Source organism: Jonesia denitrificans DSM 20603 (assembly GCF_000024065.1).
Classification (GTDB): Bacteria; Actinomycetota; Actinomycetes; order Actinomycetales; family Cellulomonadaceae; genus Jonesia; species Jonesia denitrificans.
In genome coordinates, this window is record NC_013174.1 from 1,173,470 (window position 1) to 1,186,561 (window position 13,092).

13 protein-coding genes are annotated in these 13,092 nt (G+C 58.1%); 11 read left to right on the plus strand and 2 right to left on the minus strand.

The genetic code is table 11. The annotated features are described in order from the left end of the window. Positions 1-35 precede the first annotated feature (35 nt). A complete protein-coding gene (locus JDEN_RS05525) occupies positions 36-458 on the minus strand; it encodes a Fur family transcriptional regulator (RefSeq protein WP_015771386.1) in 423 nt (140 codons plus the stop codon). 336 nt (positions 459-794) lie between these two features. Here JDEN_RS05525 and infC point away from each other — a divergent pair, with 336 nt between their 5' ends. From infC to pheT, 7 genes are all read left to right on the plus strand, one after another. Continuing rightward, positions 795-1,496 carry a translation initiation factor IF-3 gene (gene infC / locus JDEN_RS05530; RefSeq protein WP_015771387.1) on the plus strand — a complete coding sequence of 234 codons (702 nt, stop codon included), beginning with the start codon at positions 795-797 and terminating at the stop codon, positions 1,494-1,496. Between the two features lie 120 nt (positions 1,497-1,616). After that, on the plus strand, positions 1,617-1,811 hold the full coding sequence (gene rpmI / locus JDEN_RS05535) for a 50S ribosomal protein L35 (protein ID WP_015771388.1): 195 nt from the start codon (positions 1,617-1,619) through the stop codon (positions 1,809-1,811). A gap of 57 nt (positions 1,812-1,868) precedes the next feature. Continuing rightward, positions 1,869-2,255: a 50S ribosomal protein L20 gene (gene rplT, locus JDEN_RS05540; protein ID WP_015771389.1), complete on the plus strand. Its 387-nt coding sequence runs from the start codon at positions 1,869-1,871 to the stop codon at positions 2,253-2,255. A 47-nt stretch (positions 2,256-2,302) separates the two neighbouring features. Further along, a complete protein-coding gene (locus JDEN_RS05545) occupies positions 2,303-3,130 on the plus strand; it encodes a TrmH family RNA methyltransferase (RefSeq protein WP_015771390.1) in 828 nt (275 codons plus the stop codon). A 3-nt stretch (positions 3,131-3,133) separates the two neighbouring features. After that, positions 3,134-4,495 carry an amino acid permease gene (locus JDEN_RS05550; RefSeq protein WP_015771391.1) on the plus strand — a complete coding sequence of 454 codons (1,362 nt, stop codon included), beginning with the start codon at positions 3,134-3,136 and terminating at the stop codon, positions 4,493-4,495. A gap of 35 nt (positions 4,496-4,530) precedes the next feature. Further along, a complete protein-coding gene (gene pheS, locus JDEN_RS05555; RefSeq protein WP_015771392.1) occupies positions 4,531-5,595 on the plus strand; it encodes a phenylalanine--tRNA ligase subunit alpha in 1,065 nt (354 codons plus the stop codon). Further along, entirely contained in the window at positions 5,595-8,159 is a 2,565-nt protein-coding gene (pheT, locus tag JDEN_RS05560) for a phenylalanine--tRNA ligase subunit beta (RefSeq protein ID WP_015771393.1), read from the plus strand. Before pheS ends, pheT begins: the two co-directional genes overlap by 1 nt. Positions 8,160-8,265: 106 nt before the next feature. Here pheT and JDEN_RS05565 read toward each other — a convergent pair whose 3' ends face one another. Next, positions 8,266-8,523: a hypothetical protein gene (locus JDEN_RS05565; protein WP_015771394.1), complete on the minus strand. Its 258-nt coding sequence runs from the start codon at positions 8,521-8,523 to the stop codon at positions 8,266-8,268. Positions 8,524-8,651: 128 nt separating this feature from the next. Between JDEN_RS05565 and argC the strand changes: the two genes are divergently transcribed. From argC to JDEN_RS05585, 4 genes are read left to right on the plus strand one after another with little or no spacing between them, the layout of a single operon-like run. Beyond that, positions 8,652-9,710 (plus strand): N-acetyl-gamma-glutamyl-phosphate reductase, encoded by a 1,059-nt coding sequence (gene argC / locus JDEN_RS05570; protein WP_015771395.1) that lies wholly within the window; start codon positions 8,652-8,654, stop codon positions 9,708-9,710. Continuing rightward, complete coding sequence (gene argJ, locus JDEN_RS05575; protein ID WP_015771396.1) at positions 9,707-10,873, plus strand: bifunctional glutamate N-acetyltransferase/amino-acid acetyltransferase ArgJ; 1,167 nt, start codon at positions 9,707-9,709, stop codon at positions 10,871-10,873. Before argC ends, argJ begins: the two co-directional genes overlap by 4 nt. Further along, on the plus strand, positions 10,870-11,832 hold the full coding sequence (gene argB, locus JDEN_RS05580) for an acetylglutamate kinase (RefSeq protein WP_015771397.1): 963 nt from the start codon (positions 10,870-10,872) through the stop codon (positions 11,830-11,832). Before argJ ends, argB begins: the two co-directional genes overlap by 4 nt. After that, positions 11,829-13,091 carry an acetylornithine transaminase gene (locus tag JDEN_RS05585; RefSeq protein ID WP_015771398.1) on the plus strand — a complete coding sequence of 421 codons (1,263 nt, stop codon included), beginning with the start codon at positions 11,829-11,831 and terminating at the stop codon, positions 13,089-13,091. The genes argB and JDEN_RS05585 overlap by 4 nt, the downstream gene beginning before the upstream one ends. The last annotated feature ends 1 nt before the right edge of the window (position 13,092 follow it).

Below are 13,092 nucleotides of genomic sequence, written 5' to 3' on the forward strand. Positions count from 1 at the left end.
GAGTGACGATGTGTAGGCGCGGTGCCTGTACGTCGTCACGTTGTGCGTGTTTGGCACTGGGGGCATCGCCCCCAGAACGTCACTTCCGCTTCGTCCACGGTGTAGCCGTGGTTGGTGTGGGGGATGAGGCAGGGGGCTTGTCCGATGGTGCAGTCGATGTCTTGGACATCGCCGCAGGCTCGGCACACCATGTGGTGGTGGTTGTCTCCTACCCGTAGTTCGAAGCGTGCGGGGTGGCCGGCTGGTTCGATGCGGTTCATCAAACCATGGGCGGCAAAGGTATTGAGGGCGTCGTAGATGGTCTGCACCGATGCTGTGCCCAGGGCCTGGCGGACTGCGGTTAAGACGGTGTCAGAGTCTGCGTGGGGGTGATGGGAGACGGCGTCGAGGACGGCGAGGCGTGTCGCGGTGACGCGTAGGCCTGCAGACCTGAGGAGTTCCTCAAATGACGTGTCCATGACTCAAGTGAAACACGGTAACTGGAATAATTCAAGAAAACGAATGGTTCAGAAAAGTGACGAAAGTGTGACGAAGAACTGACGCCAAGAAGGCGTTCACGCACGGTGGCTGGGTGTTAGCGGTGAGGGAGGCGTGCTACAGTGGGGGAAACCGACCTTGGAGTCCATGCTCCAAGGTTCACAAGTGGTTCGCCCACCCGAGTTTCGCCATCTCCATGAGCTGAGGCCGGGTCAACAGGTTTCACGGTTGGGCTTTGCCCAACGTTATGAGTGTACGCACGCACCTTGCGTGCTGAGTATGCGCTTGCGTGAAAAATGGGCCTCCACATGTGACCGATGTGGAGGCTTTCTTCATGTCGACGGCCACGTCATCAACGCAAGGAGCATCACATCAACGAGCCGCGCATCAACGATCGAATCCGTGTCCCCGAGGTTCGACTCGTCGGCCCAGGAGGGGAACAGGTCGGTGTTGTCCGCCTTGAGGTCGCTCTCAATCTTGCCCAAGAAGCAGACCTCGACCTTGTTGAGGTCGCCCCAGACTCCCGCCCACCTGTGTGCAAACTGATGGACTACGGCAAATTCAAGTACGAGTCCGCGATGAAGGCACGCGAAGCGCGCCGCAACCAAGCGAACACCGTCTTGAAGGAAATCCGGTTCCGTCTGAAAATCGATGACCACGACTACGGCACAAAAAAAGGCCATGTCGAACGATTCCTCTCAGCCGGTGACAAGGTCAAAGTGATGATCATGTTCCGCGGACGTGAACAGTCACGACCAGAGATGGGAATCCGACTCCTGCAGCGACTCGCGGATGACGTTGCCGAACTTGGTTATGTCGAGAGTTCACCGAAACAGGATGGACGCAACATGATCATGGTTCTTGGGCCCACCAAGAAGAAAACAGAAGCAAAAAGTGAGCAACGGCGTCGGCGTGAATCGGGTCGTCCACAGCGAGGGGACAAACCCGCGCAGAACACGGACGCCACTGACAGCGCTGAAACCGTCACCCAGGACGACGCATCAACCTCATCCCCATGACCTCGCCACTGCACCCGCAGTGAGTAGCCCGATGGGTTTACCCATCAGCTGGCGTCTTTCTCGGCGTCAGCCCGAACACGTCACGTCCCCGCGTGGCCGACAGCAAGGAGAACGGCAGCCATGCCGAAGAACAAGACGCACTCCGGCGCCAAGAAGCGCTTCCGTGTCACTGGTAGCGGAAAGATCATGCGCGAGCAGGCCAACAAGCGTCACCTTCTCGAGCACAAGTCTTCAACTCGCACCCGTCGTCTGTCATCCGACCAGGTCGTGAGCGACGCAGACGTCAAGAAGATCAAGAAGCTTCTCGGTAAGTGACCTTCACGGCACTCGCCATCTCTTAACCCATAGTTTTTCTCATCGAAGGAGCATCACGTGGCACGCGTGAAGCGGGCGGTTAACGCCCACAAAAAGCGTCGGACAGTACTCGAGCGCGCAAGCGGTTACCGTGGGCAGCGCTCACGCCTCTACCGCAAGGCAAAAGAGCAAGTTACCCACTCACTGGTCTACAACTACCGCGACCGTAAGCGTCGTAAAGGGGACTTCCGTCGCCTGTGGATCCAGCGCATCAATGCTGCAGCCCGCGCCCAGGGTATGACCTATAACCGTTTTATCCAAGGGCTCAAGGCTGCAGGTGTTGAGGTTGACCGTCGAGTTCTTGCCGAACTTGCCGTCAGTGACATCAACGCGTTCAACGCTCTTGTCACCGTCGCAAAGGCAGCCCTGCCCGAGGACGTCAACGCTCCTCGCCAGGCTGCGTAACGCAGACCGTCACGGTGCCCAACGCACCTGTTCCCGAACGCCCAGACATGCCCGACCTGACGAACCCGCGAAGTGACCGGGTCAAAATGGTTCGACGCTTGTCTGGGCGTTCGTCGCGTACCAAACATGGCCAATTCCTTGTTGAAGGGCCTCAAAGCGTCCGTGAACTCGTTGCCTGCCGGGCTGAACTGGTCCGAGACCTCTATGTCAGTTCGGACCGTGTGGACCGCTACCGAGACATTTACGACGAGGCGCACAGACAATCTCTTTACCTACACACCACCACGCCAGAGGTCCTGTCAGCCATGAGCGAGGACGCACAGGGCATTGTCGCGGTTGCGCGTACTTTAGACACGCGCCTCTCGTCACTTGGCCCCGTCCTGAGCAAAGCCTGTCTTGTCGCAGTTCTCACTGACGTACGGGACCCCGGTAACGCGGGAACCGTGATCCGGGCAGCTGATGCAGCTGGAGCTGATGTGGTGATCCTTGCAGGTGACAGTGTGGACTTAATGAACCCCAAGGTTGTGCGATCCAGTGCTGGGTCACTGTTTCACATGCCGGTGATCACCAATGCATCATTGGTTGATGTGCACGGTGCACTCAAGATGGCCGGAATCCCGCTTTTCGGGACCACGCCATATGCTGACCTCACACTCGATGACCTCGTGGAGCCACAAGGTCCTACCAGTGTGGGAGCACCACATGCGTGGGTGTTTGGAAACGAAGCACAAGGACTCAGCGTTGAGGACCAGTCCATGTGCGATTCGCTGGTACGGATTCCCATGTACGGACGTGCGGAATCGTTGAACCTGGCAATGGCTGCCACTATTTGCTTGTACACATCCGCTCGCGCATTGCGCACGACGACAAGGTGACTCATGTCTGACCAGAGCCTACGACATGGTTTGAAAGTCCGGCACCTCACCATGATGGGTCTGGGTTCTGCAATCGGAGCAGGCCTTTTTGTGGGGTCCGGGAACGCAATTCAATCTGCGGGCCCCGCAGTCCTTGTGTCATATATTGTCGCGGGAGTCGTTGTTGTCATTATTATGAGTTTGCTTGGTGAGCTTGCTAGCGCACGACCTTCGTCGGGGGCTTTTTCTACGTACGCGGAACAAGGGATCGGACGGTGGGCGGGATACGCGGTGGGATGGGCGTATTGGTTCATGCTCATCATGGTGCTCGGCGTCGAAATTCTTGCAGCGACCACGATCATGGCGGGGTGGATTAACATCCCGCAGTGGCTGATCGCCGGGGTGCTGATCGCACTGTTTGCTGCTGTCAATCTTGTTGGGGTACGACAGTTTGGGGAGCTGGAGTTCTGGTTCGCTGCGATCAAAGTTGCGGCCATTATTGGGTTCCTTGTTGTGGGTGTCCTCATTGTGACTGGCGTGATTTCCGCTGGTCCCAACGTCGGTGTGGGGCAACTTGTTGCAGGAGATGGGGGCTTTGCGCCACGTGGAGCTGCCGGAGTAGCAGCGGGTCTCCTCGCTGTGATGTTTGCTTTTGGTGGCATTGAGATCATTACGATTGCCGCGGCTGAGGCGACAAATCCGCAGTCAGCTATTCGCCGTGCCACGATCTCTATCATGTGGCGGATTTTGTTCTTCTACATTGGGTCAGTTGTTGTCATGCTGGCGGTTGTGCCGTGGAACGATCCGCAGTTCGAGCAGGGTGGCTTTGTTGCCGTGTTGAACCGCGCGAACATTCCCTATGCTTCGGGCCTGATGGAAGCCGTGATTGTTGTGGCGCTTCTTTCGGCGTTTAACGCCCAGCTCTATGCGACCTCCAGGATGGCTTTTTCCTTGGCACAACGTGGCGAGGGGCCTGCAGTGTTGTTGCGACTCTCAGGGCGTGATGTTCCGTGGATCGCAGTCATGGTGTCTATTGTCTTCTCCGTGCTTGCGGTGACAGCTCATGCGCTTGACACCCAGGGTCGGGTCATGGGCACTCTTCTTGACGCGGTCGGGGCGTTCCTCCTCATCATTTGGGTGTTCATTGCTGTGTCGCAGATCCGGTTGCGCCCCCAGTTAGAGCGTGAGGGGTCGCTCAAGATGCGCACCTGGGCGCATCCGTGGCTCGCGATTGGGGCACTTGTCTCCATCACTGCTTTCATCGTGCTCATGCTTTTTGATGCGAACGGGCGCCAGAACCTGTCCTTTTCTCTGGTGATGTTCGCCATGATCTGTGGCACCTACGTTATTCATTCGCGCCGAGGTGCGCAGCGATCCCTACAATAGGGTGTTATTCCCAGTTGTCTGCCTGAAAGGCTCTCATGTCTACGCCGGACCATGTTCCCTCACCGCTGGATGCCGATGCGGTGAACTCAGCGGTTGATGCTGCTCTTGCTGCGATCGCAGCAGCTTCGACTCTTGACGATCTCAAGGACATCCGCACCGCACACGCAGGGGACAAAAGCCCACTCGCCTTAGCTAATCGAGAAATTGGTGGCCTACCGCCAGCCGACAAGAGTGCCGCTGGGCGCATCGTTGGTCCTGCCCGAGGCAAGATTAATAAAGCTCTTGCTGCGCGTAGTGCAGAACTGGAAGCGGAGCGAGACGCGAGGGTCTTAGTTGAGGAGTCTGTTGATGTCACGCTCCCGGTGACACGCCGCGCTCGGGGTGCACGCCACCCACTTGAGTCCCTCCAGGAGGAGGTCGCAGACTTCTTCGTAGCGATGGGGTGGGAAATCGCGGAAGGTCCAGAACTTGACGCTGAATGGTTTAACTTCGATGCGTTGAACTTTGGGCCCGATCATCCGGCCCGACAAATGCAAGACACTTTCTACGTGGAATCGCGTACAGGTAGCGAAACCTCCGGGTTAGTGCTGCGGACGCACACATCGTCAGTGCAAGCACGAGCACTGCTGGAACGTGGTGTTCCGCTGTACATTGCGTGCCCTGGAAAGGTGTTTCGTACTGACGAACTGGATGCGACCCACACGCCGGTGTTTCACCAAGTTGAGGGAATCGCTGTTGACCGTGGGCTAACGATGGCTGACCTTGTGGGAACGTTGGACCACTTTGCTCGCACGATGTTTGGTCCCGATGCCAAAACTCGTTTGCGTCCGTCATATTTCCCGTTCACAGAACCAAGCGCTGAAATCGACTTGTGGTTCCCGAAGAAGAAGGGCGGGCCAGGGTGGATCGAATGGGGCGGTTGCGGCATGGTGCACCCCAACGTGCTCAAGGCTACGGGTATCGATCCTGATGAATACACGGGTTTTGCGTTTGGAATGGGACTGGAGCGCACGTTGATGCTGCGCCATGGGATTGCTGACATGCACGACATTATCGAAGGTGACGTCCGTTTTTCGTCACAGTTTGGAGTGAATCTCTGATGCCCAGGATTTCGTTGCCGTGGTTGGCTGACCACGTGGAGGTTCCCCAAGGACTGACTGCGTCGCAGTTGGCTGCAGACCTTGTGCGGGTGGGTTTGGAAGAAGAAGCAATTCACTCCTCAGGTGTCACAGGACCAGTGGTTGTGGGTCGGGTTGTCTCCTTAGAAGCCGAGCCGCAGAAAAATGGAAAGACCATTAACTGGTGTCAGGTGGATGTGGGGGAGCACGGTGTTCCTGGAGCGGATGGTTCCTTTGCTCCACGTGGCATTGTGTGTGGTGCGCACAACTTTGGGGTCGGTGACTTCGTGGTTGTTGCGCTTCCAGGTGCAGTGCTGCCGGGTCCCTTCGCTATTTCGTCCCGCAAGACGTACGGGCACATCTCCGATGGAATGATTTGTTCCCAACGCGAGTTGGGCTTGGGCGATGATCACGCAGGCATCATTGTTCTTACTACTCTCGGTTTTGACGAGCGAGACCTCTGTGTTGGTGACGATGCGCTCGCTGTGCTCGGGCTGGATGATGAGATCCTTGAGATCAACGTGACTCCTGACCGTGGTTACTGCTTTTCGATGCGTGGGATTGCTCGCGAGTATGCTCATGCAACTCGTAAGGTTTTTGAGGATCGAGTTGTTGCGGGGCGCACACCGCCAGCGACGGCTGATGGCTTTTCTGTTGTGGTACGTGACGATGCGCCCATTCATGGGGTGGTCGGGTGTGATCGTTTTGTGACGCGTTTGGTGCGGGGGATCGACCCGGCAGCAGCGACTCCGCGGTGGATGGTTCGCCGTTTGGAGCAGGCGGGGATGCGTTCTATTTCGTTGACAGTGGATGTCACGAACTATGTCATGTTGGACATGGGGCAGCCGTTGCATGCTTATGATCTCTCCACTGTGGTGGAGCCGATTGTTGTTCGTCGTGCAATCTCAGGCGAGTTATTGACGACATTGGATGATCAGGAACGGGTTCTTCACGCCGAAGATCTTGTCATTGCTGATTCCTCGGGTGGTGAAGGTGCACGAGTTCTTGGTCTTGCTGGGGTCATGGGTGGTGCGGCCACTGAAGTCTCGGCTCGCACCACAGATGTCCTCATTGAGGCCGCACATTTTGATGCGGTGTCAGTGGCACGGTCAGCGCGTCGGCATAAACTTCCTTCAGAGGCATCACGGCGTTTTGAGCGCGGTGTTGATCCTCTCGTGGCTCCTTTTGCCGCTCAGCGTGTTGTGGAGTTACTTGTCGAGTTTGGGGGTGGCGTTGCTGACCCGCGGGTCGGGGACGTCAATGAAGTGCCAGCACGTAGCTCGATTAAGTTCTCTTTGCGTGATCCAGAGCGTTTGTGTGGCGTGCCGTACAGCGATGACAGTGTTGTGCGTGCGTTGCAGGAAATTGGCTGTGTGGTCACCGCTGTTCCGGATTCGTCGATCGTTGATGTTGTGCCACCGTCGTGGCGGCCTGACTTAACTGGTGCTGCGGAACTTGTCGAAGAGGTTGCTCGGTTGGTGGGCTACGACATGATCGTTCCTCGGTTACCGCAGGCTCCGGCTGGACGTGGTTTGACTGCTGCTCAGAAGGCGCGCCGCCGGGTGGCGGCCGCTCTTGCTGAGTGGGGGTGCGTGGAGACGTTGTCGTATCCGTTTACTTCTGATGAAGCTCGTGATGCATTGATGATCGATGCGCAGGATGTGCGCCGTCAGTCGGTGCGCTTGCGTAACCCGTTGCAGGGGGATCGTTCGTTGATGCGGACGTCTTTGCTGGAGACTTTGGTGGACACTGCTCGTCGGAATGTGTCTCGGGGTATTGCGTCCTTTGCGATCAGCGAGATCGGTATGGTGACACGCCCAGGGGATTGTGCAATGAGCGCACCAGCATTGCCACCGGCCCGTCAGCCGTCAGCAGATGAGTTGGAGCAGTTGTTGGCGAGTGTGCCTTCCCAGCCACGGCATGTTGCTGGTGTGCTGTGTGGGTCACGTAGTGAGGCGAGTTGGTGGGGTGGCGCTGAGGCGTGGCAGTGGTCTGATGCTCTTGATGCTGCGTTGCTTGTTGCTGAGCGTGTTGGCGTGTCATTGCGGGTGGAGTCAGAACAGAACTATGCTCCCTTTCACCCTGGGCGCTGTGCGCGTCTAGTTACTGAGGATTTAGTGACTGTGGGCTATGCTGGCGAGCTTCACCCCAAGGTGTGTGAACAGGTGGGGTTGCCGGCCCGTTCGTGTGCGTTTGAGGTTGATCTTGATGCGTTGATCTTCGCGTGTGACAACGTTCCAGTGCAGGCTGATCCTGTGTCGACCTTCCCAGTGGCGAAGGAAGATTTTGCGTTTGTGGTAGCTGAAGACATCACAGCCGCTTCTGTGCGTCAAGCTATCCTCGACGGCGGCGGTGCGGATGTGGAGTCTGTGCAGTTGTTTGATGTGTTCCGTGGCGAGCAGGTGGGGGCGGGCCGTAAGTCGCTTGCGTTTGCTGTTCGGTTGCGTGCGCACGACCGTACTCTTGATGCGCAGGGTGTGTCTGAGATCCGTGAGCGGATTATTAAGGCCGCGGCTTTCAGTGTTGACGCTGAGTTGCGCGGCTAGCGGTGACGGTCTCAGTGCAGTGATTGATCTGTGTTTGTGATGGTGTGAGTGTGGGCGTGGAGTTGTGACTCCACGCCCACACTGTGTTTGCGCTAGCGCGGCGCGGTTATACGGCGCGTGTTGGGCTCGTGACGACACATTGTGTGAAGGGTGGTGTCCAGGTGAGGGAAAGGGTTGCGACGATGTCGTCGTCGGGGTTGGCACGGGCCTGACAGTCTTGTTGCGCCATGCTCCATCCTTGCCAGGCGTACCAGAACGCAAGCAGCGCAGCAAAGATCACCGCAAGTACGGTGACAACCCGTGACAACGGGGTGCTGGGGCCGTTGTGTGCGTAGGGGTTGTAGGTGGGGTCCGTTGGTTCCATGGTGACAACCTAACACCGGTGGGGTGTGGTGTGACCTGTGACGATCTTGGTCACTGGGGTCCACGATGTGAAAAGTTGGACGCTCACACCATAAAAGGCTGTATGGATTCGCGGTCTACTGTATTGTTATGCACATGACGGTGACTGTAGCTGTAGCTGGTGCAAGTGGATATGCCGGAGGAGAGTTCCTTCGGCTCGCTCAAGGACACCCACACCTTGAACTCGGTGCGTTAACCGCGCACACCCAAGCAGGCCTGCCACTGGGGGCAGTACATCCGCACATTCCCGCCCTTGCACACCGCACACTGCTTGCAACCACCATCGACAATTTGGCACATCACGACGTAGTGGTTTTGGCTTTGCCCCATGGGGCCAGCGCTGAGATTGCCGCGCAGTTACCCGCGACGACACTCGTCATTGATCTCGGCGCCGACCACCGTCTCACTGACCCTCATGAATGGGAACATTATTACGGTTCTTCCCACGCGGGAACATGGCCCTACGGAATGCCCGAACTCATCCGCGCACACGGACCCGCTCAACGCCAACTCCTTGGTGACACGCGGCGGATTGCGGTGCCCGGATGCAACGTGACCGCCGTGACTCTTGCAACTCAACCATTCGTCGCATCGCCACACATTGATACCACTGCCCTCACCGCAGTCTTGGCGGTCGGGTACTCAGGGGCGGGGAAAACCCTGAAACCACACCTTCTTGCCGCAGAAGCCCTCGGAAGCGCCCAACCCTACGCGGTCGGTGGAAGCCACCGGCACATCCCAGAAATCGTGCAGAATCTCAGTATCGCCGGGGCTGAGAACGTTGCTATCTCCTTCACCCCCGTGCTCGTCCCGATGAGCCGCGGCATCCTCGCTACCGTGACCGCACCACCTGCACCAGGTGTTACGCCCGCCACAGACGAACTCCACGCCCACCTCACAGCCACCTACGCGCACGAACCATTCGTTGACGTTCTCCCACCCGGCGTGTGGCCTAGCACCGCCGCCACAACTGGGGCAAATACCGCCTACGTCAACGTGACGTACGACCAACGAGCCAACCGAATCGTGATGATGTGCGCGCTGGACAACCTCGTCAAAGGCACCGCTGGTGCAGCGATCCAATCACTCAACATCGCCCAAGGCCTTACTGAACAGGCTGGTCTTACCACAACAGGAGTAGCCCCATGAGCGTGACCCACCCCAAAGGCTTTGTCGCCGCAGGTGTCGCTGCTGGACTGAAAACAAGTGGTAACAAGGATGTGGCACTCGTCGTCAACACCGGCCCCCGTGACACAGCCGCAGCCGTCTTTACCAGTAACCGCATCCAAGCTGCCCCGATCACGTGGAGTAAACAAGCAATCGCCGACGGACAAGTACGCGCCGTTGTCCTCAACTCAGGGGGCGCGAACGCATGCACCGGCCCTGAAGGGTTTGCTGACACTCACCACACCGCTGAACACGTAGCGAAACTACTGGGGACCTCATCTGGAGATGTTCTTGTCTGCTCCACCGGGCTGATCGGTGAACGACTCAACATGCCTGCGCTCACTGCCGGGATCACCGACGCCGCCACCCACCTCAGCGACACAGGCGGCCCCGATGCGGCTCATGCCATCATGACCACAGACTCCGTGGCCAAAATGGCCACCCACAACGCCCACGGATGGTCAGTGGGTGGCATGGCAAAAGGGGCCGGGATGCTCGCCCCCGCACTAGCCACAATGCTCTGCGTGATCACCACCGACGCTGACATCGCCCCAGAAACAGCGCAACGGGCCCTCGCCCAAGCCACCTCCACCACGTTTGACCGGATCGACTCTGACGGCTGTATGTCGACGAACGACACGGTCATCCTGCTCGCCTCCGGTGCATCGGGTATCACACCCACAGAAGCTGAGTTCACCACCGCGATCACCGCAGTTGCCAAAGACCTCTCCAGAGCCCTCATCAACGATGCTGAAGGGGCCAGTCATGACATCGCTGTCACCGTCACTCACGCCACCAGCGAAGACGCAGCGCTCGCAGTCGCCCGATCCATCACCCGCTCCAACCTCGTCAAAACTGCGATCTTTGGCAACGACCCCAACTGGGGTCGTGTCCTCGCCTCATTAGGAACGGTTCCCACACATGTTGCTCCCTACGAACCCGATGCCATCGACGTCACCATCAACGGCGTGACCGTCTGTCGCAACGGGGGAGTCGGGGACGACCGAACCCTGGTCAACCTTGCCGCCCACCGCGATGTGCACATCGTTGTCAACCTCAACGCAGGAGATCATCCGCCCGTCACCGTGTGGACCAACGATCTCACCCACGATTACGTCCACGAGAACAGCGCCTACTCAACATGACCACACACACCCTCCCCACTACCCCCCACAAGGACCTCCCACCGTCTCGGAAAGCAGAGGTCCTCCTTGAAGCGCTACCGTGGCTACAGGAGTTCCACGGAGCTCTCGTTGTCATCAAATACGGTGGCAATGCCATGATTGACGACACGCTGAAAGCCGCGTTCGCCCACGACATGGTTTTCCTTAAACAAGTAGGGTTACGCCCCGTCATCGTGCACGGAGGTGGCCCACAGATCTCCACCATGCTCGCGCGGCTGGGAATCGAATCCGAATTCAAAGGCGGGTTCCGGGTCACCACCCCTGAAGCCATGGACGTAGTCCGCATGGTCCTCACCGGAAAAGTTTCCCGTGAACTCGTGGGGCTCATCAATGCCCATGGCCCTTACGCAGTAGGACTCTCAGGGGAAGACGGCGCACTCTTCCAGGCAGTGCGACGCACTGCCACCGTCAACGGTGCAGCTGTTGACGTCGGATTAGTGGGAGACGTCGTCGAAGTCAATCCACAAGCGGTCTCCGACCTCCTTGACGCAGGGCGAATCCCTGTCGTGTCTACGGTTGCCCCAGACTTAGACGACCCCACTACAGTCCTCAACATCAACGCCGACACTGCCGCATCCGCGCTCGCAGTTGCTCTTGGCGCTCGCAAACTCATTGTCCTTACTGACATTGAAGGGCTCTACACCAACTGGCCAGATCGTACCTCTCTGGCGTCTCACATCAATGAATCGCAGCTTGAAGCGCTCTTGCCCACCCTGGAGTCCGGCATGGTCCCCAAAATGGAAGCCTGCCTCAGAGCAGTGCAGGGAGGGATCAAAGAAGCGCACGTCATTGATGGTCGCGTCCCACACTCCATCCTCATGGAAGTGTTCACGTCTAAGGGTATTGGCACCATGGTTGTCCCCGACAGTGCGGTGAGCCAAGACACTGACACGCAACAAGCAACAAAGGAAATGGCATGAGTGAGGTCACCGCGCACATGGACAACAACACTGTTGCGCTCAATGAATCCCATGACTCCACGGCTTGGCTCACACGGTATACCGAGACCATGCTCAACACTTTTGGGCGACCCCAGCGGGTTCTTGTGCGCGGAGATGGTGTCCATGTGTGGGACGCAGATGGAAGAAAGTACCTGGACCTCCTTGCTGGTATCGCAGTGAACTCACTTGGCCATGCTCACCCCACACTCACTGCGGCAATCTCAGCGCAGCTGGGAACGCTCGGTCACGTGTCCAACTTTTTTGCAACTCCCACGCAAATCACTTTGGCTCATGCGCTCTTAGAACGCGCCGGAGTGCTGGGGCAAGGCCGGGTTTTCTTCACGAACTCAGGAACTGAGGCCAACGAGGCTGCGTTTAAACTGGCACGTCGCACTGGTCGCTCACGGATCCTTGCGTTGACCGGTGGTTTCCACGGTCGGTCCATGGGGGCGCTCGCCCTTACCCACAAAGAGGCCTACCGTAGCCCTTTTGAACCATTGCCTGCGGGGGTCGAGTTCATTGAGTTCAACAATATCGACGCTTTGACGCAAGCATTCGCAGACAACGGTGATGACGTTGCTGCACTCATCTGTGAACCCATCCAGGGAGAAGCTGGTGTCAAACCACTGCAGGCATCGTTCCTCCACCTGGCGCGTGAACTCACTACACGTCACGGGGCGTTGTTCATCCTTGACGAAGTCCAAACCGGGATGGGGCGAACCGGATACTGGTTCGCCCACCAGAACCCGGAACTGGGCGCGGGGATCACCCCCGATGCCATGACCCTTGCCAAAGGGCTGGGGTCGGGATTCCCCATTGGCGCTCTCATCACGTTCACCGAGCAAGCCTCGCAACTGCTGGGACCAGGCCAACACGGAACGACATTCGGTGGAAATCCCGTCGCTGCTGCCGCAGGGCTGGCCACGATCGGTGTCATCGAACGAGATGGGTTACTGGTGCAGGTGCGTAACACCGGGGACGCGCTCCGTGAGCGTGTACGCGCACTAAACCACCCCTTGATCAGTGATGTGCGTGGTCATGGCCAACTCACCGCCATGGAATGGACCGCCCCGATCTCAGCGCGCATCACCGAGCACGCCTTGGAGCACGGGATCATCCTCAATGCGGTCAACCCGACCGCCACACGCCTATCCCCACCCCTGATCATCACTCTCGACGACCTTGTCCCCTTCTTCGACTTCCTCGCCGGTCTTCCGGCGCACTTCGACAAGGAGTAAC